The organism is Salmonella sp. A7, assembly GCF_020181675.1.
GTDB classification, from domain to species: Bacteria; Pseudomonadota; Gammaproteobacteria; order Enterobacterales; family Enterobacteriaceae; genus Salmonella; species Salmonella enterica.
Map to the genome: position 1 here is coordinate 4,297,688 of NZ_CP084001.1, position 24,681 is coordinate 4,322,368.

At 53.3% G+C, this 24,681-nt stretch carries 20 protein-coding genes; 10 read left to right on the plus strand and 10 right to left on the minus strand.

From position 1 onward, the window contains the following. Positions 1-21: 21 nt before the first annotated feature. The gene (yjbE, locus tag LCS67_RS20850; protein ID WP_031569882.1) at positions 22-264 is read right to left on the minus strand and encodes an exopolysaccharide production protein YjbE; all 243 of its coding nucleotides are present in this window, start codon (positions 262-264) and stop codon (positions 22-24) included. Between the two features lie 411 nt (positions 265-675). Between yjbE and LCS67_RS20855 the strand changes: the two genes are divergently transcribed. Then, positions 676-1,931 (plus strand): IS3-like element ISSen1 family transposase gene (locus LCS67_RS20855; RefSeq protein WP_111725023.1). Its coding sequence is split into 2 segments (ribosomal slippage): positions 676-1,027 and positions 1,027-1,931, totalling 1,257 coding nucleotides; the frame shifts between segments, so codons are not numbered across the junction. A 91-nt stretch (positions 1,932-2,022) separates the two neighbouring features. Here the strand turns inward: LCS67_RS20855 and pgi are convergent. Beyond that, positions 2,023-3,672, minus strand: coding sequence for a glucose-6-phosphate isomerase (gene pgi / locus LCS67_RS20860; protein WP_000790035.1), 1,650 nt, complete (start codon positions 3,670-3,672; stop codon positions 2,023-2,025). A gap of 387 nt (positions 3,673-4,059) precedes the next feature. Between pgi and lysC the strand changes: the two genes are divergently transcribed. From lysC to LCS67_RS20890, 6 genes are all read left to right on the plus strand, one after another. After that, positions 4,060-5,409, plus strand: coding sequence for a lysine-sensitive aspartokinase 3 (lysC, locus tag LCS67_RS20865; protein WP_000136392.1), 1,350 nt, complete (start codon positions 4,060-4,062; stop codon positions 5,407-5,409). A 376-nt stretch (positions 5,410-5,785) separates the two neighbouring features. Beyond that, positions 5,786-7,375 (plus strand): PTS sugar transporter, encoded by a 1,590-nt coding sequence (locus LCS67_RS20870; RefSeq protein ID WP_000716846.1) that lies wholly within the window; start codon positions 5,786-5,788, stop codon positions 7,373-7,375. A gap of 23 nt (positions 7,376-7,398) precedes the next feature. Continuing rightward, on the plus strand, positions 7,399-8,238 hold the full coding sequence (locus LCS67_RS20875; RefSeq protein ID WP_000472329.1) for a hypothetical protein: 840 nt from the start codon (positions 7,399-7,401) through the stop codon (positions 8,236-8,238). 16 nt (positions 8,239-8,254) lie between these two features. Further along, on the plus strand, positions 8,255-9,118 hold the full coding sequence (locus LCS67_RS20880) for a Cof-type HAD-IIB family hydrolase (RefSeq protein WP_000924644.1): 864 nt from the start codon (positions 8,255-8,257) through the stop codon (positions 9,116-9,118). After that, entirely contained in the window at positions 9,105-9,863 is a 759-nt protein-coding gene (locus LCS67_RS20885; protein ID WP_001068171.1) for a DeoR/GlpR family DNA-binding transcription regulator, read from the plus strand. The genes LCS67_RS20880 and LCS67_RS20885 overlap by 14 nt, the downstream gene beginning before the upstream one ends. Before the next feature lie 210 nt (positions 9,864-10,073). Continuing rightward, the gene (locus LCS67_RS20890; RefSeq protein ID WP_001207628.1) at positions 10,074-10,346 is read left to right on the plus strand and encodes a DUF3811 domain-containing protein; all 273 of its coding nucleotides are present in this window, start codon (positions 10,074-10,076) and stop codon (positions 10,344-10,346) included. Here LCS67_RS20890 and rluF read toward each other — a convergent pair. Genes rluF through LCS67_RS20905 form a run of 3 tightly spaced genes read right to left on the minus strand, consistent with a single transcriptional unit; the run spans position 10,343 to position 11,934 of the window. Further along, positions 10,343-11,212, minus strand: a complete 870-nt coding sequence (gene rluF, locus LCS67_RS20895; protein ID WP_000954617.1) for a 23S rRNA pseudouridine(2604) synthase RluF — start codon at positions 11,210-11,212, stop codon at positions 10,343-10,345. The genes LCS67_RS20890 and rluF overlap by 4 nt on opposite strands. A gap of 46 nt (positions 11,213-11,258) precedes the next feature. Further along, entirely contained in the window at positions 11,259-11,798 is a 540-nt protein-coding gene (locus LCS67_RS20900) for a DUF2058 domain-containing protein (protein WP_001096724.1), read from the minus strand. 34 nt (positions 11,799-11,832) lie between these two features. Further along, positions 11,833-11,934, minus strand: a complete 102-nt coding sequence (locus LCS67_RS20905) for a hypothetical protein (protein ID WP_001541281.1) — start codon at positions 11,932-11,934, stop codon at positions 11,833-11,835. Between the two features lie 71 nt (positions 11,935-12,005). On the opposite strand from LCS67_RS20905, the gene pepE reads away from it, so the two are divergent. Next, positions 12,006-12,695, plus strand: coding sequence for a dipeptidase PepE (pepE, locus tag LCS67_RS20910; RefSeq protein WP_000421776.1), 690 nt, complete (start codon positions 12,006-12,008; stop codon positions 12,693-12,695). 75 nt (positions 12,696-12,770) lie between these two features. On the opposite strand, the gene LCS67_RS20915 is transcribed toward pepE, so the two are convergent. Further along, entirely contained in the window at positions 12,771-14,402 is a 1,632-nt protein-coding gene (locus tag LCS67_RS20915) for a Na/Pi cotransporter family protein (RefSeq protein ID WP_000956811.1), read from the minus strand. A 266-nt stretch (positions 14,403-14,668) separates the two neighbouring features. Then, a complete protein-coding gene (gene metH / locus LCS67_RS20920) occupies positions 14,669-18,352 on the minus strand; it encodes a methionine synthase (RefSeq protein WP_031571739.1) in 3,684 nt (1,227 codons plus the stop codon). Positions 18,353-18,655: 303 nt separating this feature from the next. Here metH and iclR point away from each other — a divergent pair, with 303 nt between their 5' ends. Further along, positions 18,656-19,480 (plus strand): glyoxylate bypass operon transcriptional repressor IclR, encoded by an 825-nt coding sequence (gene iclR / locus LCS67_RS20925; protein ID WP_000226434.1) that lies wholly within the window; start codon positions 18,656-18,658, stop codon positions 19,478-19,480. 10 nt (positions 19,481-19,490) lie between these two features. Next, on the plus strand, positions 19,491-19,898 hold the full coding sequence (locus tag LCS67_RS20930) for an ASCH domain-containing protein (RefSeq protein WP_077905741.1): 408 nt from the start codon (positions 19,491-19,493) through the stop codon (positions 19,896-19,898). On the opposite strand, the gene aceK is transcribed toward LCS67_RS20930, so the two are convergent. From aceK to aceB, 3 genes are all read right to left on the minus strand, one after another. Further along, the gene (aceK, locus tag LCS67_RS20935; protein ID WP_001137274.1) at positions 19,862-21,613 is read right to left on the minus strand and encodes a bifunctional isocitrate dehydrogenase kinase/phosphatase; all 1,752 of its coding nucleotides are present in this window, start codon (positions 21,611-21,613) and stop codon (positions 19,862-19,864) included. The two genes, LCS67_RS20930 and aceK, sit on opposite strands and share 37 nt — an antisense overlap. A gap of 101 nt (positions 21,614-21,714) precedes the next feature. Further along, positions 21,715-23,019, minus strand: a complete 1,305-nt coding sequence (gene aceA / locus LCS67_RS20940) for an isocitrate lyase (RefSeq protein ID WP_000857878.1) — start codon at positions 23,017-23,019, stop codon at positions 21,715-21,717. A gap of 31 nt (positions 23,020-23,050) precedes the next feature. Further along, positions 23,051-24,652 carry a malate synthase A gene (gene aceB / locus LCS67_RS20945; RefSeq protein WP_001069371.1) on the minus strand — a complete coding sequence of 534 codons (1,602 nt, stop codon included), beginning with the start codon at positions 24,650-24,652 and terminating at the stop codon, positions 23,051-23,053. Positions 24,653-24,681 lie beyond the last annotated feature (29 nt).

The following is a 24,681-nucleotide window of genomic DNA, read 5'->3' on the forward strand; positions in this document are numbered from 1 at the left end:
TTATGGTTAAACGTACCGATACTACTGGGTACTGGTGGTCGTGGTGGTCGTGGTTCCGGTATTGGAACCATCGCCGCCGCCGGTTGCCGCTAACGCGACGCCCACCGCCGAACTTACGGTGCTAACGCTGGTAGCGGAGGAGCTTCCCGCCGATACCGACGTCGCTGCCGACCCTGCCGCTTCACCCACCTGAACGGGGGCTGCCGAGACAGGTGTCGCCGCAAGCGCGGTTATGGCAAAAATGCCATACAGTACTTTTTTCATCATAATTTCCCTTCATTGAATGAATGGAGATTTACCCAAAAGAATTTCGGGCGCTACCGAGTATACACAACCAAAGCAGGCGGATTATGTCCGGGAGAAATAACAGCGAGGTTTTAGGATAATTAAACTTTAAAGAAGTAACGCCTACATTATTTAATTAACAAACAAATAAAATCAATAAGTTAAAATTAAACCAAAAGACATTGGCATCCGTATAATCTGAAAATAACGTAGAGTGATTTTCTGGTTATTGCTTATTTTAGGATTAAGCTCAATATAAAATCGTGGGGATAAAGACGGACAAGCGGAATTATCTTATAAAAAAAGCCGATGTGAATATCGGCCTTTTTATTATCTTTGACCCGTCCTGAATAGCGTTGACACGTTCCAGACTTAAATCCGGAGAACGTGATGATGACTGAGTTCAAACGCACCCAACGCGATTATCCTCTATCCTTTAAAATAGCCGTCGTTGAGCAGGTCGAAAAAGGCGAGATGACCTATAAACAAGCCCAGCAGCGATATGGCATTCAGGGGCGCTCCACCGTACTTGTCTGGCTGCGTAAATATGGCCGGCTTGACTGGAGACCCGGACTTCCTGACCCGGTGAAGAGGAAACTGCCTGTGGCTCAGACAACTATCCCGCTGACACCCGAGCAAAGAATCAGGGAACTTGAAGAACAGCTTGAGCTGGCAAACCAGAAAGCTGAGTTTTTTGAGTGCGTTATCAACGTCCTGAAAAATGATTACGGGGTAAGTGTTGTAAAAAAGCGGCCCGGCAAGTCCTCACGCAAAGTCAGGCCCCCAAAATAACAGTTACGCGTGCATGCCAGTTCCTGGGGCACAGCAGACAGGCGTGGTACCAGTACAATACAAGATGTAATAAACGGCAGGAGCATCATGCTCAGGTTCTTGATTTTGTTGCCCGTACCCGGTGCCGTCAGCCGCGAATCGGTACGCGTAAACTGCACTATCTGCTGAACATGCAGACTGATAACACGCTGAATATCGGACGGGACCGTCTGTTTAATCTGCTGGGTGAATACCGGCTCCTGGTACCCGTGAAACGGGCATATCACAAAACCACCAACAGCCATCATCGCTTTTACCGGCATCCTAATCTGCTGAAACCCGGCCCTGAACAGGTTACCGCCCTTGAGCCAGAGCAGGTCTGGGTCGCCGATATTACTTACCTTCCACTACGCAGCGGCACGGCCTATCTGAGTCTGGTCACCGATGCCTGCTCCAGAAAAATCGTGGGTTACCATGTCGGGGAAAACCTGCAGACAGAAAATGTGGTAAAGGCGTTCAGGCAGGCTCTGAGGCGGAGAAAAACGACAGGTCCGCTGGTACATCACTCTGACAGAGGACTGCAATACTGTTCGGTACTTTATCAGTCAGTTCATGAGCGAAACGGAATAACCTGTTCAATGACCGATGGTTACGACTGCTACCAGAATGCGCTGGCTGAGAGAATAAACGGGATACTGAAAAATGAGTTTTTACTCTCGCGTCCTGCAGACCTGGCGCAAGCGCGGGAAATAGTAAAAGAGTCCGTGGCAATTTATAACCATGAACGGCCACACCTGGCCCTGAAATACAAAACGCCCGATGATGTTCATCAGGCGTTTTACAGACAAAAAACTGTCAACCTATATCAGGACTAGTCACTTATTCTCTTTTTGCCGGATGGCGGCGAAACGCTTTATCCGGCCTACAGACGCTATGCATTACGTAGACCGGATAAGCGCAGCGCCATCAGGCGCGCCAGGCTTTATAACGGTTAATCAGACCGTTGGTAGAGCTATCATGGGACGAAATAGCTTTATCATCGCCCAGCTCCGGCAGAATACGGTTAGCCAACTGTTTACCCAACTCAACGCCCCACTGGTCGAAAGTAAAGATGTTCAGGATGACGCCCTGCGTAAAGATTTTATGCTCATACAACGCAATCAGCGCACCCAGGCTGAACGGCGTAATTTCACGCAGCAGGATAGAGTTGGTCGGGCGGTTGCCTTCAAACACTTTGAATGGCACAACGTGTTCGAGCTGCGCCGGATCTTTACCCTGATCGCGATATTCCTGCTCAACCACCTCGCGGGATTTACCAAACGCCAGCGCTTCGGTCTGCGCGAAGAAGTTAGACAGCAGCTTCTGATGATGATCGGATAGCGGGTTATGGGTGATAGCCGGGGCGATAAAGTCACACGGCACCATTTTAGTACCCTGGTGAATCAATTGATAAAACGCGTGCTGACCGTTGGTGCCTGGTTCGCCCCAGATAATTGGGCCTGTCTGGTAATCCACGGCGTTGCCGTTACGGTCAACGTATTTACCGTTGGATTCCATGTTGCCCTGCTGGAAGTAGGCGGCGAAACGGTGCATATACTGGTCGTACGGCAGAATGGCTTCGGTTTCCGCGCCGAAGAAATTGTTGTACCAGATGCCAATCAACGCCAGCAGAACGGGTAGGTTTTTCTCCGCCGGAGTGTTGGAGAAATGCTTGTCCATCGCGTGCGCGCCGGAAAGCAGCTCGACAAAGTTGTCGAAACCGACGGACAGAATAATGGACAGCCCGATGGCAGACCACAGCGAGTAACGACCGCCGACCCAGTCCCAGAACTCGAACATATTGGCCGTGTCGATACCAAATTCGCCGACCGCTTTGGCGTTGGTGGAGAGCGCAGCAAAGTGTTTCGCCACGTGTTTTTCATCGCCTGCAGTTTTCAGGAACCAGTCGCGCGCGCTGTGGGCGTTGGTCATGGTTTCCTGCGTGGTGAAGGTTTTCGACGCCACCAGGAACAGAGTCGTTTCCGGGTTCACTTTTTTCAGCACTTCAGCGATGTGGGTACCATCAACGTTAGAGACGAAGTGCATAGTCAGATGATTTTTATACGGACGCAGCGCTTCGGTCACCATGAACGGGCCGAGGTCGGAACCGCCGATACCGATGTTCACCACGTCGGTGATGGCCTTACCGGTGTAGCCTTTCCACTGACCGGAGATAATCGCTTGCGAGAAAGTTTTCATCTTCTCAAGCACGGCGTTCACTTCCGGCATCACATCTTTGCCGTCCACGATGATCGGCGTATTGCTACGGTTACGCAGCGCCACGTGCAGCACGGCGCGGTCTTCAGTGCGGTTGATCTTCTCGCCGGAGAACATGGATTTAATCGCGCCGGCCAGATCGGTCTCTTTCGCCAGATCCTGTAATTTTGCCAGCGTCTCTTCGGTGATGCGGTTTTTGGAGAAATCCACCAGCATCAGATCGTCAAACGTCGCGGAAAATTTAGCGAAACGGTCGCTATCGTTCGCGAAAAGCTCAGCGATCGTAACGTCTTTCATTTCATCGTAGTGTTTCTGGAGCGCCTGCCAGGCAGAAGTCTGCGTTGGATTGATGTTTTTCATTAGCAATACTCTTCTGATTTGAGAATTGTGACTGGGATCGATTGTAACGCCAGTCACAGAAAAGTGTGATTGTTTTAGTGCCGTTGCCCCAGGCACTGTCGAATGAGGATAAAAAGTATATACCCTAAATAATTCGAGGTGCAGAAAGGCAGCAAGTGGGTGAGTCGCCGGGCGCATAGATAAGCCAACATACTACAAACGGGTATCGGGGTTATAAGCGCTGTTACTGAGCCTAAACTCAGCATAAAAAATCCGCATAATCCCAACGTTGACAGTCCAGGCCACAACTTTTATTTATAAATACGTTACTTGCATTTGCGCCTGCACCGGTTTCTGTTCTGCCCTTGTGCCATGGTCGCGTTTTTCATTTCCTGACACGAGGTTGATATGACAGAGATCGTTGTTTCCAAATTTGGCGGTACCAGCGTCGCTGATTTTGACGCCATGAACCGTAGCGCGGATATCGTACTTTCCGACGCCAATGTTCGTTTAGTCGTGCTTTCCGCGTCTGCCGGCATCACTAATCTGCTGGTGGCGCTGGCCGAAGGGATGGAGCCTGGCGAACGTTTCGCTACGCTCGACGCCATCCGTAAAATCCAGTTCGATATCCTTGATCGTCTGCGTCATCCGAATGTCATTCGCGAAGAGATTGAACGCCTGCTGGAAAACATCACTATTCTGGCGGAGGCGGCATCGCTGGCGACATCGGCAGCCCTGACCGATGAACTGGTCAGTCACGGCGAGCTGATGTCTACCCTGCTATTTGTTGAGATCCTGCGTGAACGCGACGTACAGGCCCACTGGTTCGACGTGCGCAAAGTGATGCGTACCAGCGATCGCTTTGGTCGTGCGGAACCGGACGTCGCAGCGCTTGCGGAACTGGCCGCGCAGCAGTTGCTCCCGCGCCTGAACGAAACTTTGGTCATTACTCAGGGCTTTATCGGCAGTGAAAGCAAAGGCCGCACCACGACGTTAGGCCGCGGCGGCAGCGACTATACGGCAGCGTTGCTGGCTGAAGCGCTCCACGCCGCGCGGGTTGATATCTGGACAGATGTGCCCGGTATTTACACCACCGACCCGCGCGTGGTGCCCGTCGCGCAGCGAATTGATGAAATCGACTTTGAAGAAGCGGCGGAGATGGCAACCTTCGGCGCAAAAGTACTGCATCCAGCCACCTTACTCCCGGCCGTGCGTAGCGATATCCCGGTCTTCGTTGGATCCAGTAAAGATCCGCAAGCGGGCGGTACGCTGGTGTGCAATAAAACCCAAAACCCGCCGCTGTTCCGTGCGCTGGCGCTGCGCCGCAATCAAACGCTATTGACGCTGCACAGCCTGAATATGCTGCACTCGCGAGGTTTCCTGGCAGAGGTGTTCGGCATTCTGGCGCGGCATAATATTTCGGTAGATCTGATTACCACTTCGGAGGTGAGCGTCGCGCTGACGCTGGATACTACCGGCTCCACCTCCACGGGCGATACGTTACTGACCCAATCCTTATTGATGGAGCTTTCCGCGCTGTGTCGGGTAGAAGTCGAAGAAGGACTGGCGCTGGTCGCGCTGATTGGCAACAACCTGTCAAAAGCCTGCGGCGTTGGTAAAGAAGTGTTTGGCGTCCTGGAACCGTTCAACATTCGCATGATTTGTTACGGCGCCTCCAGCCACAATCTGTGCTTCCTCGTGCCGGGAGACGATGCCGAGAAAGTGGTGCAAAAGCTGCATCAGAACTTATTTGAATAATCGCCCTGACACGGCAGCGGGTGAGCGCTATCAGGCAATACGCTGCCGGATGGCGACGCAAGCACGTCATCCGGCGGTTCCCGCGCCAGGCGCTGCCGGCGGAATACTGCTCAGGAATCCGCAACACCCTACTCGTCCCATCAACATGGGCAGCTTTCCCCTATTTATGCCCTCCTCATTTTGAACTTCGTCACAAAACCACATAAAACAACACAAAGCAAAAACATAAATTAATCATTATATTTTAATGCGTTACCTTTAAAAATTGAGATCGTTTGGTATAAGGCCACTTTTTCATTGTTGCTTTATTTTGTTTTAGTTGGAATTATGATTGCACTACAACACAGATAACCCCCTTACCCTATTTGAGGCCGCTATGAAAAAAATTGCGATTATTGGAAGCAGTGGAGGCAACCTCTACAACCTGGGTGGCGCCGAGCCAGAGAAGTTACTCCAGGAGATTTATCAGCAGTGTGAGGCTGCGGGCGTGAATGTGGCCGCCGTACAGTTTATCGCGGCAGAAGCCTCGATGGACGTCGCCAAACCGGATACCCCGGCATCGGTTTATGCATTAACCACAGAAAACCAACAAAAACCACAGCGCATATTTCAGGGCAAACTTTCGGAGGTAAACACCTCGGTAGTAGAAAGCGATCGCCAAATCGCTGAGATGATCCGCTGCGGTGAGATCGATGGGATCGTGGTAATGAGCGCCGATCCGGTAAAGGCGAACCAGGCCGTTTTTGCCGCCGCCGTTGAGATGAAAACACCGATTGTCGGCACCGGGGGAACCTCCATGGCGCTGGTGGCGGCAAAGGGGGCGAATGTGGTCGCGACCTCCGGAACAACCGGCACCACCAGCCGTACCCGCGCCGTCTCCTTCGTGGCGTCACTGTGTAAACATTGGGGTATCAAGTACAAACCACAGTTGGGTAGCGCTTCGCCCTCGCAGAGCGGTTCCGGAAAAAGCCTGCTCAAACGTTTTAACATTCGTAGCATCATGATCCCTGCGCTACCAGGCTTTATCGCCATGGCGATTGTACTCGCCCTGAGCCACATACCAGGACTGGAAAAACTTAACGATATCTTTGAAATATTACTAAAAGGTCTGCCGGTGTTAGTCGCGGTACTGGCGGCAAAACAGATTTCCGAACTGGATGAAGTTTCAATTGTGGCCGGAGTCGTCGCTGGCGTGCTTTCCGTAGAGGGCGGTCTTATCGGCGGCATTATCGGCGGTGTAATGGCGGGGATTTTCGTCCGTTGGCTGTTCGAGCTGTGCCTGAACTGGCGCTTCCCAATGACTACCGTCAACATCGTCGCCGGTGGGATATCGGGCCTTGCCGCTGGGTTAATCATGCACTATCTGCTGAGTCCGCTGGCGCTATCTGCGGGTAATTACATCAAACTGGCTATCGAAAGCACGCTGGCATTCAGCCCAATTCTTGCCGGGCTGCTGGCTGGTCTGGTTATCTGGCCTGCCATTCTCGGCGGCGTCTATCACGCGGTGATCCTGCCGTTGGTGCTGCTGGAGATGGAAAAATCCGGCGTCAGCTTCCTCGGCGCGGTCGATATGGTCGGTCTGGTGATGGTGGCCGCAGGTATTAACCTTGCCAATGTGATCGCCCCGCGTGAAAAAAGCGAAGCTGCCGTTGCTACGCCGGGCCTGCTCATTAACCTGGGCTTTGGCACCTTTGTTGAATCCGCCTATCCCTTCATGTTCGCCAACAAAATTGTTTTTGGCTCCGCCATTTTTTGGGCCGGAATGGGCGGCATGATGCTGGGCTTTTTTAACGTCAAAGGGGTGGCCTATGTTCCGGCTTTCGCCTCACCGTTCTTATCCAACAATGCGCTCCAGATGGCCATCGTAATGATTGCCACAATGGCGATGACCTGCCTTACCACCATTATTGCTAACCGTTTCAAACCTGTCGTACAGAGCGAATCAACAACGACAGCCGTTAATTAATGCACCAACACCAGAGGTACACCATGTTTAAAGGCGATATGAATAAAAAACGCGCCAAAGCGTTACAGAAAGTGAAAGAAGCCATCACACTTCACGGCGGGCAAACCATCCTCAGCACAGGAATAACCGGCGACGATGCGCGCCTGGCGAAAGCCGTGTGTGAGGCTGGCGTTAAGCTACTGGAGCCGAACCACCCTGCGTTGGCGCTGGCGCGTGGACACAAAGGCGTGAACAACATGCACGCGGCGGAGCAGATTCGTCACGAAATCACCAATAGCCAGATGGCTGAGGCCGTACACGGTGTGCGTAATGTGGTCCCGGACGATATTTTTATCACCGTTGGTATCGCCGGCGGTTTTACCGAAACCTTACCGGTGCCGCTCAGCGAAACGGAAATTCTGGAGATTGCCCGCGCTGGGGCCGACGGTTTACATACGCATAAATCCGACTGGGACGATCTGCAGGACATCGTTAATCTCGCCCATCAGTATGGTCTGACTGTCGATGCCTACATTGGCCATCCTGACGATCTGCATACTTTCGGTATTCCTGCACGCACGCCGGAAGAGGTCGCCAGCGTGGCGAAGCGAATGCAGGATATCGGCGTGGATATGATTGGTCTGATGACAGGCATGAGCTATGAAGGCGTAGCGGCAGGCGATATCCCGCAGATGATTAAAGATCGCCTGCGGGCGTTGGTCGGCGCGGTGGATGTTCCGACGCTGGCGGAAGGCGGGATTAACCTCGCCAACGCGAAAGCGTTTAAAGATACCGGGGTCAATATTCTGGTGGTCGGTACGGCTATCGACAACATGGTGTGCAACGCCGCCAAAGAAGCCGTTACGCCGTTTATTGTTCATTGATATCAGGGAACGAGAGATGTTGTTGATCACCGATCTGGATGGAACATTACTCACCTCGCAGAAAACAATCAGCCCGCGCACGCGTCAGGCGCTGATTGCGTTCCGCCAGGACGGTGGTCTGCTGGCGGCATGTTCCGCCAGACCGGTCTCCTCAATGGTACGCCTGCTACGCCAGCAACAGGTTGATACGTTGTTTAGCTGGTGCGCCGGTTTTAACTGCGGACGCCTGCTGGAGATGGCGGGGCCGCGCATTATTCATGCTGCCCCGCTGACCGCCACAGATCTATGGAATATTGACCAACATATTTCTCTTTCCCGCTATCACCACCACTTTTTTAGCGCCGAAGCAATTCACCATCGTGACGATAGACTAATTGCACCCTGGACAACATATGAAGCCCGCTTATTTGAGTTACCGCTTATAACTGAAACTGCAGAAAATATCTTTAATCGTCGCAATATATATAAAATTACACTTGTTGCCGCATCTTCGGAGATAGATACTCTGTGTACAGAAGTGAATAATCACCTGCCTTGTGGATATTATGCGGTTGTCACGGGAGAAAATTATATTGATATTCAAAGATCCGATGTAAATAAAGGGTGCATAATAGAACAATTAATTCATTATTTAAATATATCTTCTGACAAGGTGGTCGCGATTGGCGATCAGCAGAATGATGTCAGCATGTTTGCCGCCGCCGGAATCAGCATCGCAATGGGCAACGCGCCGGATGCAGTAAAGCGGCAGGCCGGCTATGTGACTGCCACGAATGATGAGGAGGGTATCGTCCATGCATTGGAGTGGTTGCGTTGCCTGACGCATCCAGTTACCATGCGCCAAAGGTTGACGGCGGCGAAAGATAATGAATCCAATTAAAAGACGAAAACATATTCTTGATGAATTAAACAAATTCGGTGAAGTCACCGTTATTAAATTATCGGAAATGCTCAACGTCACCTCGGAAACCATTCGTCGCGATCTCTCCTTACTGGAGTCTGAAGGCAAAATCACTAAGATTCATGGGGGCGCAGTCAAAAAGCAAGTTGTCCAGGAGGATGCGTTTAGCGCAAGAATAGAGGCGCATCGCGAAGAGAAAATAGCGATTGGCAAACTTGCCGCCGAAATGGTCAGTGAACGGGATACATTGTTTATTGATTCCTGTACAACTAACCTTATTCTGGCCGAGCAATTACCGCCTCTCGCTTTTTCCGTGATTACCAATTCAGCCCTGATTGCCGATAAAATTAAAGAGCATAACCTGCAGGCCCGCGTGTATGTATTAGGCGGCGAATATGATTACCATTTTCGCGCCAACCTCGGCGTCTCGGTTTGTCAGCAGATTAACGCGATTCACGCGGATATCTGTTTTATTGGCGCTGGCGGCATTTCTCCCCAGCATGGCGTGTTGGTGAAGAGCTTTGAAGAAGCCTACGTTGCCAAAGCCATGATTGCGATGAGCAAAAAATCAGTGATTCTTGCCGACCATACCAAATTTGGTCAGGACGGTGTGATGTGCATCGCAAGCGTAAAAGAAATCGATAACATCATCACGGATAAAGGATTTACGTCAACGGGTTATACGCCACAGGATTTCGCCGGAAAGCTGCGGATTGCTGACTGAGCGCTATCCGCCCGTTGCGTATTGCCGTAGACTAAGAGCCTATCCCACCAGGCGTTATTGGCGCAGCCAGTTTGGACACGGACAGCGCGCAAAAACCGGAGCGTACACGTAGTACGTGAGGATTTTGAGCACTGCCCAGGTCTAAAATGGCAAGTAAAATAGCCCTAATGGGATAGGCTCTAAATGCATCGGCTAACTGAGGGCACCCGTATGGCACTCCCCCGCATTACTCAAAAAGAGATGACCGAGCGCGAACAGCGCGAACTGAAAACGTTGCTGGACCGCGCCCGTATTGCGCACGGGCGTCCACTGACCAATTCTGAGACCAACAGCGTAAAAAAGGAGTACATCGATAAGCTGATGGCGCTGCGTGAAGCTGAAGCGAAAAAAGCCCGCCAGTTGAAGAAAAAGCAGGCGTATAAACCCGATACGGAAGCGTCATTCTCCTGGTCGGCGAATACGCCGACGCGCGGCAGACGTTAACGTCCTTTCTTCTTTCGTCCCGGCGAGGTAAAGCGCTTACCGCTTGATGCCGGGCGCGCTTTCTCATTGCTTTTTTCGATCGCAACGACCGGTCGCTTAATACCCGCGGTCTTCGGCTTCGCTTTGGCCTTTGGTTTGGCTTCGGAAGAGGAACGCTCAATCAATTTAAACAGATCGATCAGCTCATCGTCCGTCAGATCGCGCCACTCGCCCAGCGGAATCCCGCTCAGGCTGACGTTCATAATGCGCGTACGCTCCAGTTTCGTCACTTCATAACCAAAGTATTCACACATACGACGGATCTGACGGTTTAATCCCTGCACCAGGGTGATGCGAAAGACAAACGGCGCCTCTTTTTTCACCTTACATTTTTTGGTGACGGTACCCAGAATCGGCACGCCAGCGCCCATACCGCGAATAAACTCGTCGGTAATCGGTTTATCCACCGTCACCAGATACTCTTTTTCGTGATCGTTACCGGCACGCAGAATCTTATTGACCAGATCGCCGTGGTTAGTCAGAAATATCAGCCCCTGCGAGTCTTTATCCAGACGACCAATCGGGAAGATACGTTTGCTGTGGTTCACAAAATCAACAATATTGTCGCGTTCGCCGTCTTCAGTGGTACTGACAATGCCAACCGGTTTATTCAGCGCAATCAGCACTAAATCATCCGCTTCTCGCGGCTCAATCAACCGACCATTTACTTTAACAACATCCCCGGCGACCACCTGATCGCCAATGGCGGCGCGTTTGCCGTTGATAAAAACATTGCCCTGTTCGATAAAACGGTCCGCCTCGCGACGCGAACAGATGCCGCTTTCACTGATATATTTATTAAGCCGGGTAGATGTGTCAGTCAGCATATTTACTCTCTGAGAAATTTTTCTACATAAACGTCGGGAATGTGACTTACCACATCAAATCGTCAGGAACTTTAAAATCGGCATACGGATCATCTTCGTCCTGCTCTTCCTGACTCAGCGCACTGTTTACGACAATACTGTCCGCATCTCGTTGTGCGATTTTATCGGCGACGCTCGCGGGAATAATCGCATATTCACATTCACCGCTGTTATTGATAACCAAACGCGCAATCGCGAGACGCCCATTAATCAGTTGCGTCTGAGTGAGCTTATCCACGTCTATTTTTTTGATGACGTTATTATCGGTGAAGTTAAAACCAATATCGCCTTTAGATACATTGATTCTATTCATTTCAATAAGTTGCTTAACCTGAGCTTTAAACTCTTTCGCTAAAACCGCTTGTTTTTGCTGCTCACTGAGTTGTTTATCACGCTCAAGTTGCGCCTTTTTATTTTCTTCCACCGCTTCTCTGGCCTCACGAGCCTGAACGCGTGATTTTTTAGCCGTGCGTTGGACTTTGGCCATTTTTTTGCTGGTCACTAATCCCGCTTGTAGCAGTTGCTCTTGTAAGGTCAGTTTTGCCATTTTCGTCTCTAAACGTGTTAAATAATTTTGCGGATTATACCTGTAATTTTTCAGGCGATACCAGATGGCAGATCTGGCCTGTCGTCACTTTTAGCGACCGCGCTTTGCCTGTAACACGCGTAACATCATGAGCCATATCAGTAAGACATTAAATGGATAATGGTAGCATTATTACGTTTTGACATTTCCTGATGAGGTGGAGAAGTAATGGAACTGCTTTTATTAAGTAACTCGACGCTGCCGGGTAAAGCCTGGCTGGAACACGCTCTGCCGCTGATAGCGAATCAATTGAACGGTCGACGTTCAGCCGTGTTTATTCCGTTTGCCGGCGTCACGCAAACATGGGACGAGTACACGGATAAAACCGCAGAGGTGCTTGCGCCATTAGGGATAAACGTCACAGGGATTCATCGTGTCGCCGATCCGCTTGCGGCGATTGAGAAAGCGGAAATCATTATTGTCGGTGGCGGAAATACCTTTCAGCTACTGAAAGAATCGCGTGAACGCGGGCTGCTGGCGCCGATGGCGGACAGGGTAAAACGCGGCGCGCTGTATATCGGCTGGAGCGCAGGCGCCAACCTTGCCTGCCCGACTATCCGCACGACCAACGATATGCCGATCGTCGATCCAAACGGTTTCGACGCGCTGGATCTGTTCCCGCTGCAAATTAATCCTCACTTCACTAACGCCTTGCCGGAAGGTCATAAGGGCGAGACCCGCGAGCAGCGTATTCGCGAACTGTTGGTGGTCGCGCCGGAACTGACAGTGATTGGTTTGCCGGAAGGTAACTGGATTCAGGTGAGCAACGGCCAGGCGGTTCTCGGCGGCCCGAATACCACCTGGGTGTTTAAAGCGGGCGAAGAGGCCGTGGCGCTGGAAGCGGGTCATCGCTTTTAATCCCTGGCCACATTGAATGCCGAATGGCGGGCCTACACGCATGTTCTCCGTAGGCCCCGCCATCCGGCATTTCACTTAATACTCGCCCCGTTCCTCGTCCTGATCCGGCTGTTCCAGTACGCTATAGGCGACCGAACAGAACAGTGAGTTAAGACGCTTCATATCGCCCAGCAGCCCTAAATGGAGCGAGCTGGTTTCAATGCTTTGCACGTTCTGCTGGTGCAGGCGGTCGACATGCGCATGTGAGTATCGGCGATTAAGTATACGGAAGCGATGTTTACTGCGGCGCAACCGACGGGCGCTGGTGACATCGCCGGAGAAAAAGACCGACATCGCCAGTTGCAGATTACTGAGCAGTTGATCGTAAAGCGCATCCAGCTCTTTCAATCCTTCTTCTGAAAATGCCCGACGCGCCGCCAGCGACTTGTCGGCAATCTCGCTGCCCATTCGCTCGATAATATCCGACGCCTGTTCGAGGTTCAGGGCCATCTCAATAATCTCCGCCCACCGACGGGACTCCTCCGCCGCCAGCTCGTCTTTCGGCATTCGCGCCAGATAAAGCTTAATCGCGGTGTAGAGCACGTTAACGTCATCCGCCAGCTTGCGCAGCGCTTTCTCTTCACGCGGCTCGCCGTGCATGACCTTTTTTAGCCCTTCCATCATCTGTTCCATCGCATCGCCAATGCGCAACACCTCGCGGGCAGCATTAGCCAGCGCCAGCGTTGGCGTATCCAGCGCGCTGACATCCAGATGTTTCGGCTTCAGATGGGTATCCAGTTCAGGCTCATCACGAATAATTCGTTTACAAAAACGCGCCATCAGCTCGGCAAATGGCACCATCGCCAGGCAGCGCACCAGGTTATAGAAAACGTGGAAATAGATCACCAGCTCTGACTTCGGTAGCGATAGCTCATCCATCAGATTCGCCAGCGGATGGACAAACGGCAGAATGACCAGGCTGCCGATCAATTTGAACAATAGGCTGCCGAGCGCTACGCGACGCGCGGCAGCATTGGCGGCGCTGTTATTGAGCATCGCCAGCAGCCCCGATCCCAGATTGGCGCCGATGACCAGGCACAACGCCACCGGGAACGATATAATCCCCGCCGCCGTCAGGGTCGCCGTCAGCAACACCGCCGCCAGGCTGGAATAACTGATAATAGCGAACATCGCGCCAATCAGCGCATCCAGCATAATGTCGCCCGTCAGCGACGCGAAAATGACCTGCACGCCATTAGCCTGAGTGATCGGCGTCACTGCCTGCACAATCAGCTCCAGCGCCAGTAGAATCAGGCCAAGCCCGATACCGACGCGACCCAGCTGCCCGGCGCGGGACTGCTTACGTCCCAAAAAGAAAATCACGCCAATAAAAATCAGCAGCGGCGATAGCCACGACAAATCAAAGGTGAGAATACGCGCCATTAGCGCAGTACCCACATCAGCGCCCAGCACAATCACCAGAGCTGGCGTCAGGGCGACAAGATCCTGGGCGACAAACGACGTTACCAATAAAGTGGTGGCGTTACTGCTTTGTACCAGCGCGGTAACACCGATACCCGCACAAAAGGCGAGCGGTTTCTTTTCCACGCTGCGGCTGAGGACAGTGCGTAGACGCGCGCCAAACACGCGCATTACGCCAGTACGAACGATATGTGTTCCCCATACCAACAGCGCAACGGCAGAAAGTAGATGGAGCAAAGTTAACACGGCGTCAGGTTCTCCTTATCGTTATACGTTTTCCTGAAGCTCACTTGCGATAAATTGCCTGATGGCGCACAGCGTTAAGGCCTGCTGGCGTTGCACGCCACCGGGCTTACCATACGTAATACGGTATGCTGGATAAGGCGTTTACGCCGCCATCCGGCAAATTCAGCGTAGAGCCTTCCTTCAGTATAAGGGTTTAATTGTAAGAAAGAGACAAGGCACCCAATGAGCGCCTTGTATGTTGTAAGGAAAAGTGACGATTTTATGAATCAGTCCGCATCGTAACCCAGGTTCGGCGCCAGCCACCGCTCAACGTTCTCAACGCTCATTCCTTTACGGAAAGCATAATCTGTCACCTGATCGCGTTGAATCTGCGCTACCGCGAAGTATTTGCTCTCAGGATGGCTGAAGTACCAGCCGGAGACCGACGCGCCAGGCCACATGGCGAAAGATTCGGTGAGCTTCATCCCGGTGTGTTTTTCGACATCCAGTAGCTGCCAAATAGTGCCTTTTTCGGTATGTTCCGGGCAGGCAGGATAACCCGGCGCCGGGCGAATCCCCTGGTAGTTTTCGCGGATTAATTCGTCGTTACTCAGGCTCTCGTTCGGCGCATATCCCCAGTAAACCTTACGTACACGCTCATGCAGGTACTCGGCAAACGCTTCCGCCAGACGGTCGGCAATCGCTTTCACCATGATCTTGTTATAGTCGTCGTGTTGCGCTTCGTAAGCATCAGCCAGGGCGTCTTCTTCAAGACCGCCGGTGACGGCAAACGCGCCGATGTAGTCCGCTTTTCCGGACAATTTCGGCGCGACAAAATCCGCCAGACAGTAGTTGGCAAAACCGACTTTCTCAGTCTGCTGGCGCAGGTGGTGGCTGACCGTCAGAACATGAGTACGGGTTTCGTCGCGATAAATTTCGATGTCGTCACCCACACGGTTCGCCGGGAACAGGCCCACCACGCCACGCGGATTCAACAGTTTCTCGGCGCTCAGTTTATCCAGCATATCATTGGCGTCTTTAAACAGACGCTGCGCCTCAACGCCCACCACCTCATCTTCCAGAATGCGCGGGTATTTGCCGGCCAGCGACCAGGTCATAAAGAACGGCGTCCAGTCGATGTAGTTGCGCAGAGTTTCGATGCTGGCTTCCACCTCCTGCACGCCCAGACGGTGGGCTACCGGCGGGGTGTAGCGTTCCCAATCGAATGCCAGATCGTTATCGCGCGCCGCTTCCAGCGTGACCGGCGGCGTGCGCGGTTTTTTGCGGGCGTGCTGAATACGCACGGTTTCGTACTCTTTGCGGGTACGGGCGACAAAGTCATCGCGCTGGGTGTCGGAGAGTAGCGCCGCCACCACGCCCACGGTACGCGAAGCATTCTGCACGTAGACCGTCGGACCGCTGTAGTTCTGCTCGATTTTCACCGCCGTATGCGCTTTCGAAGTGGTTGCGCCGCCGATCAGTAGCGGGATAGTAAAGCCCTGACGCTCCATCTCTTTCGCCACGTTGACCATCTCGTCCAGCGACGGGGTGATAAGCCCGGAAAGACCGATCAGATCGGCATTCACTTCACGCGCCGTTCTGAGGATTTTCTCCGCTGGCACCATCACGCCAAGATCGACGATTTCGTAGTTGTTGCATTGCAGCACCACGCCAACAATGTTCTTGCCAATGTCGTGCACATCGCCCTTCACGGTGGCGATGACCATCTTGCCGTTGCTGGAGCCTTTTTCTTTGCTGGCTTCAATAAACGGCTCCAGGTAAGCCACCGCTTGTTTCATCACGCGAGCGGATTTCACCACCTGCGGCAGGAACATTTTCCCTTCGCCGAACAGGTCGCCGACCACATTCATGCCGTCCATCAGCGGGCCTTCAATCACCTCAATCGGGCGGGAGGCCTGCTGGCGGGCTTCTTCGGTATCCTGTTCGATAAATTCGGTAATGCCTTTCACCAGCGAGTATTCGAGACGCTTTTTCACGTCCCAGCTACGCCATTCCGCCTGCTGGGCGTTGGCAGCTTCGTCGGTTTTGCTGCCGCGGTATTTCTCCGCCAAATCCAGCAAACGCTCAGTGCCGTCATCGCGACGGTTAAGAATGACATCTTCAACCGCATCGCGCAGCTCGGCGGGCAGGTCGTCATAAATCGCCAGTTGCCCGGCGTTGACGATGCCCATGTCCATGCCGTTGCGGATGGCGTAGTAGAGGAATACCGCGTGGATAGCTTCACGTACCGGGTCGTTGCCGCGGAACGAGAAGGACACGTTAGACACACCGCCGGAGATCAGCGCATGCGGCAACTCACGTTTAATATCTTCGCAAGCGCCGATAAAGTCCTGCGCGTAGTTGTTGTGCTCTTCAATACCGGTCGCCACGGCGAAGATATTGGGGTCGAAGATGATGTCTTCCGGCGGGAAGCCCACCTCTTCGGTGAGAATTTTGTAAGCGCGGCGGCAAATTTCGATTTTACGCTCGCGGGTGTCGGCCTGGCCCTGCTCATCAAAGGCCATCACCACCACTGCCGCGCCGTAGCGACGTAGCAACTTCGCATGATGAATAAAGGCTTCCACGCCCTCTTTCATCGAAATAGAGTTGACGATGCCTTTACCCTGAATGCACTTCAGCCCTTTTTCGATAACCTCCCATTTGGAGGAGTCGATCATGATTGGTACACGGGCAATGTCCGGCTCACCGGCAATCAGGCTGAGGAAACGCACCATCGCCGCTTCGGCGTCGAGCATCCCCTCATCCATGTTGATATCAATAATCTGCGCGCCGCTTTCTACCTGCTGACGGGCAACATCCAGCGCTTCGCTGTATTTCTCTTCTTTGATCAGCCGTTTAAATTTGGCCGAACCGGTGACGTTGGTACGTTCGCCGACGTTGACAAACAGGCTATCGTCGCCAATGTTCAGCGGCTCCAGGCCGGAAAGGCGGCAGGCAACCGGGATATCCGGCAGCTGGCGCGGCGGCAAACCGGCAACGGCGCGGCTCATCGCCGCAATATGCTCCGGCGTGGTGCCGCAGCAGCCGCCAACGATATTCAGGAAGCCCGCTTCCGCCCATTCGCGAATCTGTTTCGCCATGGTGTCGGCGTCGAGGTCGTACTCGCCGAAAGCGTTCGGCAGGCCGGCGTTCGGGTGCGCGGTGACGTAGCATTCGGCAATCCGCGACAGTTCCTGGACGTACTGGCGCAGTTCATCTGGCCCCAGCGCGCAGTTAAGGCCAAAAGTGAGCGCCTCGGCGTGGCGCAGCGAGTTATAAAAGGCTTCGGTAGTCTGGCCGGAGAGGGTGCGACCAGAGGCGTCGGTGATGGTGCCGGAAATCATGATCGGCAGATCAACGCCCAGCGCTTCAAACTCTTCTTTCACCGCAAACACCGCCGCTTTCGCATTCAGGGTGTCAAATACGGTCTCAATCAGAATCAGATCTGCGCCACCTTCCACCAGCGCTTTGGTGGATTCACGGTAGGCCGCCACCAGCTGATCGAAGGTGATATTACGAAACGCCGGGTCGTTGACGTCCGGCGAAATGGAGGCCGTGCGGTTAGTTGGACCAAGCACGCCCGCAACAAAGCGTGGTTTTTCTGGTGTTCGCGCCGTCCATTCATCGGCGCAGGCGCGCGCCAGTTTGGCCGCCTCATAGTTAATTTCCGCCGACAGGGATTCCATCCGGTAATCCGCCATCGCAATGGTTGTCGAGTTAAAGGTGTTGGTTTCGATGATATCCGCGCCAGCCTCAAAGTAGGCGTTGTGGATAGCGGCGATCACCTCCGGCTTGCTGAGTACCAGCAGGTCATTGTTGCCTTTCAGGTCGCAGGGCCAGTCGGCAAAGCGCTCCCCGCGGAAATCTTCTTCATGTAGACGATAGCTCTGGATCATGGTGCCCATACCGCCGTCCAGCACCAGAATACGTTCATTTAACTGCGCACGCAGTTGTTCAACTTTGCTGCTCACACTCGCTCCCGACAACGCTCCACGTAACGAGCCATACTGGCACAAAGCGTGCTGGCGGAAAAGAGAACAACGGGCAACATGAGACATGTTCAGCTTGCCACCCACTTCTGTCGCTTTGCCGGATGGCGGCGCAAGCGCCTTATCAGTCTACAAATTACTTTGGCGGCTCCCAAAGCGTAGGCCTGATAAGCGCAGCGCCATCGGGCATCCTGTGATGTCACTCATCCGATCAGTTCAGGAACTCTTGCATTATAATTGAATAAAACGAAAATGATTTCCACGATACAGAAAAAGGAGTCTGCCATGGTTGCCCCTGTTCCCGCGAAACGCGGGAGAAAACCTGCCGCTACCACTGCACCCGTAACCGGGCAGGTTCAGTCTTTAACTCGCGGTCTGAAGCTGCTGGAGTGGATTGCCGAGTCCAACGGCAGCGTCGCGCTGACCGAACTGGCGCAACAGGCGGGTTTGCCTAATTCCACGACTCACCGTCTACTCACCACCATGCAGCAGCAGGGTTTTGTCCGCCAGGTCGGTGAGCTGGGCCACTGGGCCGTAGGCGCACATGCGTTTATCGTCGGCAGCAGCTTCTTACAGAGCCGTAATCTGCTGGCGATTGTCCATCCGATTTTGCGCAAACTGATGGAGGACTCCGGCGAAACGGTAAACCTTGCCGTACTCGACCAGAGCGACCATCAGGCCATTATTATCGACCAGGTGCAGTGTACGCAGCTGATGCGTATGTCCGCGCCTATTGGCGGCAAGCTGCCCATGCACGCCTCTGGCGCGGGCAAGGCGTTTTTATCACAGCTCAGTGAGGAACAGGTTACCAGTCTGCTGCACCGCAAGGGGTTGCACGCTTATACCCATGCGACGCTGGTGTCGCCGCTGCATCTGAAAGACGATTTGGCCCAGACGCGCAAGCGCGGCTATTCGTTTGACGATGAAGAACATGCGCTCGGTCTGCGCTGCGTGGCCTCGTGTATTTATGACGAACACCGCGAACCGTTTGCGGCCCTCTCTATTTCCGGCCCCTGCTCACGCATTACTGATGATCGCGTCACCGAACTTGGCGCCATGGTGATTAAAGCGGCGAAAGAGGTGACGCTGGCCTATGGTGGAACTCGCTGAAATGAGCAGCCTGAAATTATACTGGCAGGAGAAGTACCCACAGGCCTTCTGTTGGTCTTTCGGTGATTCGCCGACGCTGGCCGACGAGCTGGCGGCGCTAGTGGTCGCCGGTAAAAAGCGTGGCACCTGTAGCTCGCTGGTTAGCTATCAGAAAGAGCAGCCCCCTGTCACGCCCGGGTCATATCACATTGTGCTCAACGGCACAGGCGACGCCGTGTGCGTCATACGCACGCTGGCGCTCAGGCTGATCCGTTTTAACGAGATGAGCGCCGATCTCGCCGCACTGGAAGGCGAAGGCGATCTTAGCCTGGCGTACTGGCAAGCGGCACACCGGGCCTTTTTTGAGCGCGAGGGTAATTGGTCGCCGGAGATGGAACTGGTTTACGAAGAGTTCGCCGTACTTGAGATCGCGCCGTAACGCACGCTAAAGCGCTGGCGACGACGATAGGCATACACATCTTCTACATGCCCTTCTTTAATACGCGTCTGTAGCGCGCGCCAGTAATCGGCGCGAAACAGGTCGGCATGCATCTCTTCAAACAATGGCCCGATACGCGGATCGGCACACAGCCAGTGGCGAAACTCCTCCGGGAAAACATCACCCGGCGAGACGCTATACCAGGGTTCGCTGGCCAGTTCGTCTTCCGGATAACGCGCTGGCGGAATATCGCGGAAATTCACTTCCGTCATGTAGCAAATTTCATCGTAGTCATAGAACACCACGCGACCATGACGGGTAACGCCAAAGTTTTTAAACAACATATCGCCGGGGAAAATATTAGCGGCGGCAAGCTGGCGAATCGCATTACCATATTCTTCTATCGCATCGCGCAACTGCTGACCTTCTACCTGTTCCAGCCAGATATTGAGCGGCACCATGCGACGTTCAATATAGAGATGGCGAATGACGATATGTTCCCCAAGATCGGTAATCTTCTCTGGCGCTTCTTGTCGTAACAGCGCCATCAGCGCCGGATCGATTTGCCGTTTATCCAGTACGAAATTCTCAAACTCCTGGGTATCCGCCATACGACCGACGCGATCATGCTCTTTTACCAGTTGATAACAGGCACGCACATGGGCGGCAGACATCTCTTTCTGCGGGGCGAATTTGTCTTTAATGATTTTAAATACGCGGTCGAAACCTGGCAGGGTAAACACCAGCATCACCATGCCGCGGATACCAGGCGCCTCAATGAATTTCTCATCACTTTCAGCCAGATAACACAAATATTCGCGGTAGCTTTCGGTTTTCGCATGTTTCTGGCAGCCAATCGCCATATACAGTTCGGCAGTGGTTTTACCCGGCAGGATTTCACGCAACCACTCAACCAGCGCGGCAGGCAGCGGCGCATACACCATAAAATAAGAGCGGGCAAAACCAAACACAATGCTCGCTTCTGCCGTGGTGGTCAGGCAGGTATCGATAAACAGTTCACCCTCATCAGTGCGATGAATCGGCAACAAAAACGGCAGCGTACCGTCAGGTGTGGTTAATTTACCTACCAGCCAGGCCGCTTTATTACGGTAAAACAACTCATTCGCCACCTGGACATGGCAGCGAGGTAGCGCGTCCTCGCCCAGTGTTTCAGTCAGGTGCGCGATAATATAGCGGATATCCCGGCTTTTATTCTGCCAGGGCAAACGCAGCGGTAAGTCACTGAGTATGCGCATCAACAGAGTCTCCCAACCGTGATCGGGAAAGAAGTCTTTGGCCAGCGGGCGCGGGATAGTACGAAAGCGGCGCTCCGGTTGCGAACTGAAAATAAACAACCGCTCGGGTGTTAACGAGCGGTGGTCAAATAACCGACAATAAACGGAGTTGAAAAAGCTCTCCGCAATCTCGAAGCGCGGGTAATCCGGTAACAGCCGGGTGTAATGCTCTTTAACGCGTAAAAGGAAATCCGCGTCGGTACTTTTGCCATCGGTAATACAGCGCAGTTGCTCCACCACCAAGCCCACATGATGATCATAGAGGTGGATACGGCTTTTCATCGCCTGTTGAACGGCGTGCCAGTCGGCCTGTTCAAAACGCTGCTGCGCGCCGGAAGTCACTTCCAGAAATCGACCATACTGCGCGTCAAAGCCTTGCAGGATGGTTTGAGCAATCAGTAATTCCAGGCCACGCGGCATTTTTTTCCCTCATCCGGCACCACGTCATGCCGGATGGCGCGTTCGCTTATCCGGCCTACGCTATCTGTAGGCCCGGTAAGCGCAGCGCCACCGGGCATCAATCAAAACTGCGATTCTTCGGTAGAACCCGTTAATGCGGTAACGGATGACGCGCCGCCCTGAATAATGGTGGTGACTTTGTCGAAGTAACCTGTGCCCACTTCCTGCTGGTGGGAAACAAAGGTGTAGCCATCTTTCGCCGCGGCGAACTCGGGTTGTTGAACCTTCTCAACATAGTGTTTCATGCCCTCGCCCTGAGCGTATGCATGCGCCAGGTCGAACATGTTGAACCACATGCTGTGGATGCCCGCCAGGGTAATAAACTGGTATTTGTAACCCATGTCCGACAACTGCTGCTGGAAGCTGGCAATGGTCTTGTCGTCCAGATTCTTCTGCCAGTTGAAGGATGGCGAACAGTTATAGGCCAGCAGTTTGCCCGGATACTTCGCGTGGATAGCATCGGCAAAACGACGCGCCAGTTCGAGATCCGGCGTAGAGGTTTCGCACCACACCAGATCGGCATACGGGGCATACGCCAGACCGCGGCTGATCGCCTGCTCAATGCCCGCATGGGTGCGGTAAAAACCTTCGCTGGTGCGTTCGCCGGTAATAAAACCGCTGTCATAGGGATCGCAGTCGGAGGTGATCAGATCTGCCGCATCCGCATCGGTACGCGCAATCACCAGCGTCGGGACGCCCATCACATCAGCGGCCAGACGCGCAGCAATCAGTTTCTGAATCGCCTCCTGCGTGGGGACCAGCACCTTGCCGCCCATATGGCCGCATTTCTTCACCGACGCCAGCTGATCTTCGAAGTGAACGGCCGCTGCACCGGCTTCAATCATCGATTTCATCAGTTCGAAGGCATTCAGAACGCCGCCAAAACCGGCTTCCGCATCAGCAACGATCGGCAGAAAGTAATCCACATAGCGCGGATCGTTGGGTTCAATACCGGATGCCCACTGGATCTGATCTGCACGACGGAAAGTGTTGTTGATCCGATCCACTACCGCCGGAACAGAGTTTGCCGGGTACAACGATTGATCCGGATACATGCTGGATGCAAGGTTGGCATCTGCCGCCACCTGCCAGCCTGAAAGATAAATCGCCTCAATACCGGCTTTCGCCTGCTGCAACGCCTGACCGCCAGTCAGCGCGCCAAGGCTGTTGATATAGCCTTTTTTCGCTTCACCGTGCAACAGCCGCCACATTTTCGCGGCGCCGAGCTGCGCCAGCGTGCATTCCGGGTTAACCGAGCCGCGTAATTTCACCACCTCCTCCGCGCTGTACGGGCGGGTGATGCCTTCCCAGCGCGGTTGTGTCCACTCTTTCTGTAATTCTTCGATTTGTTGAGTACGGGTTTTCATGTGCAGATGCTCCATATTGTTATGTGGTGAATTAAGCCAGTAAGCGATAGCCCGGCAGGGTGAGGAAGTCGATTAAGTCATCTGAGGTGGTGATTTGCTCCATCAGACGTGCGGCATCGTCGAAGCGCCCGCTGCTGTAGCGGTGCTCGCCCAGTTCGTCCTGGATTACCCGCATCTCTTCCGCCAACATTTCGCGGAAAAGCGCTTTCGTTACGGGTTTTCCATTGCTCAGTGTTTTCTCATGGTGAATCCACTGCCAGATAGAGGTTCGTGAGATTTCCGCCGTCGCGGCATCCTCCATCAGACCGTAAATCGGTACACAGCCATTACCGGAGATCCACGCTTCAATGTACTGCACTGCCACGCGAATATTGGCGCGCATTCCCGCTTCTGTACGTTCGCCTTCACATGGCTCCAGTAACTGCTCGGCAGTAATCGGCGCATCTTCATCACGGGTAATGAACAGCTGATTTTTGTGCTCGCCCAGTACCTCGTTAAAGACGGCCATTGCGGTATCCGCCAACCCGGGATGCGCAATCCACGTGCCGTCGTGGCCGTTGTTCGCTTCCAGCGCTTTATCCGCTTTCACTTTGGCAAGGACCTGATTGTTGCGTTCAACGTCTTTGCTCGGGATAAACGCCGCCATACCGCCCATCGCGAACGCGCCGCGCTTGTGACAGGTTTTGATCAGCAGGCGCGAGTAGGCGCTCAGAAACGGTTTGTCCATCGTTACCACCTGCCTGTCCGGCAAGACGCGATCCGGGTGATTTTTCAACGTTTTGATATAGCTGAAAATATAATCCCAGCGACCACAGTTGAGACCGACGATATGATCACGCAGCGCATGAAGAATCTCATCCATCTGGAAAACAGCAGGCAGCGTTTCAATCAACAGGGTCGCTTTGATCGTACCGCGCGGCAGGTTAAAGCGGTCTTCGGCGTAGCTGAAAACTTCACTCCACCAGGCGGCCTCCTGCCAGGCTTGCGTTTTCGGCAGGTAAAAATACGGGCCGCTACCTTTAGCGAGCAGCGCTTTATAGTTGTGGAAAAAGTACAGAGCAAAATCAAACAGGCTGCCGGGAATGGCTTCCCCCCGCCAGGTAACATGTTTTTCTGGCAGATGTAGACCACGTACACGACAAATCAATACGGCCGGATCGGGCTTGAGCTGATAGATTTTTCCGGCTTCGTTGGTATAGCTAATGGTGCCGTTCACCGCATCACGCAGGTTGATTTGACCATCAATAACTTTATTCCAGTCCGGCGCCAGCGAGTCTTCAAAGTCCGCCATAAACACTTTCACATTTGCGTTCAGGGCATTAATCACCATTTTACGTTCAACCGGCCCGGTAATTTCTACTCGGCGATCCTGTAAATCCGCCGGAATACCACGAATCTGCCAATTACTTTCTCTAATGGAAGTGGTTTCCGAAATAAAATCAGGCAACTTACCGTTATCAATATCCTGCTGTTGCTGAATACGTGCAGCCAGGAGTTTATTGCGTTTTGGCGTAAAACGGGTGACTAACTCCGTCAAAAACTCGACTGCCTCAGCGGTCAGGACTTGCTTTTCCAGCTCGCCTTGCGGCCTGGTAAAGGTTAATTCATCAGTTGTGGTTGCCTGTGGATTCATCATGCAGCTCCTCGTTGTTGATCCAGATA

What these genes read in the sequence shown, in the direction of transcription:
- yjbE (WP_031569882.1), bottom strand. Translation starts at nt 264, where the DNA reads ATGAAAAAAGTACTGTATGGCATTTTTGCCATAACCGCGCTTGCGGCG.
- pgi (WP_000790035.1), bottom strand. Translation starts at nt 3,672, where the DNA reads ATGAAAAACATCAATCCAACGCAGACTTCTGCCTGGCAGGCGCTCCAG.
- lysC (WP_000136392.1), top strand. Translation starts at nt 4,060, where the DNA reads ATGACAGAGATCGTTGTTTCCAAATTTGGCGGTACCAGCGTCGCTGAT.
- LCS67_RS20870 (WP_000716846.1), top strand. Translation starts at nt 5,786, where the DNA reads ATGAAAAAAATTGCGATTATTGGAAGCAGTGGAGGCAACCTCTACAAC.
- LCS67_RS20875 (WP_000472329.1), top strand. Translation starts at nt 7,399, where the DNA reads ATGTTTAAAGGCGATATGAATAAAAAACGCGCCAAAGCGTTACAGAAA.
- LCS67_RS20880 (WP_000924644.1), top strand. Translation starts at nt 8,255, where the DNA reads ATGTTGTTGATCACCGATCTGGATGGAACATTACTCACCTCGCAGAAA.
- LCS67_RS20885 (WP_001068171.1), top strand. Translation starts at nt 9,105, where the DNA reads ATGAATCCAATTAAAAGACGAAAACATATTCTTGATGAATTAAACAAA.
- LCS67_RS20890 (WP_001207628.1), top strand. Translation starts at nt 10,074, where the DNA reads ATGGCACTCCCCCGCATTACTCAAAAAGAGATGACCGAGCGCGAACAG.
- rluF (WP_000954617.1), bottom strand. Translation starts at nt 11,212, where the DNA reads ATGCTGACTGACACATCTACCCGGCTTAATAAATATATCAGTGAAAGC.
- LCS67_RS20900 (WP_001096724.1), bottom strand. Translation starts at nt 11,798, where the DNA reads ATGGCAAAACTGACCTTACAAGAGCAACTGCTACAAGCGGGATTAGTG.
- LCS67_RS20905 (WP_001541281.1), bottom strand. Translation starts at nt 11,934, where the DNA reads ATGGCTCATGATGTTACGCGTGTTACAGGCAAAGCGCGGTCGCTAAAA.
- pepE (WP_000421776.1), top strand. Translation starts at nt 12,006, where the DNA reads ATGGAACTGCTTTTATTAAGTAACTCGACGCTGCCGGGTAAAGCCTGG.
- iclR (WP_000226434.1), top strand. Translation starts at nt 18,656, where the DNA reads ATGGTTGCCCCTGTTCCCGCGAAACGCGGGAGAAAACCTGCCGCTACC.
- aceK (WP_001137274.1), bottom strand. Translation starts at nt 21,613, where the DNA reads ATGCCGCGTGGCCTGGAATTACTGATTGCTCAAACCATCCTGCAAGGC.
- aceA (WP_000857878.1), bottom strand. Translation starts at nt 23,019, where the DNA reads ATGAAAACCCGTACTCAACAAATCGAAGAATTACAGAAAGAGTGGACA.
- aceB (WP_001069371.1), bottom strand. Translation starts at nt 24,652, where the DNA reads ATGAATCCACAGGCAACCACAACTGATGAATTAACCTTTACCAGGCCG.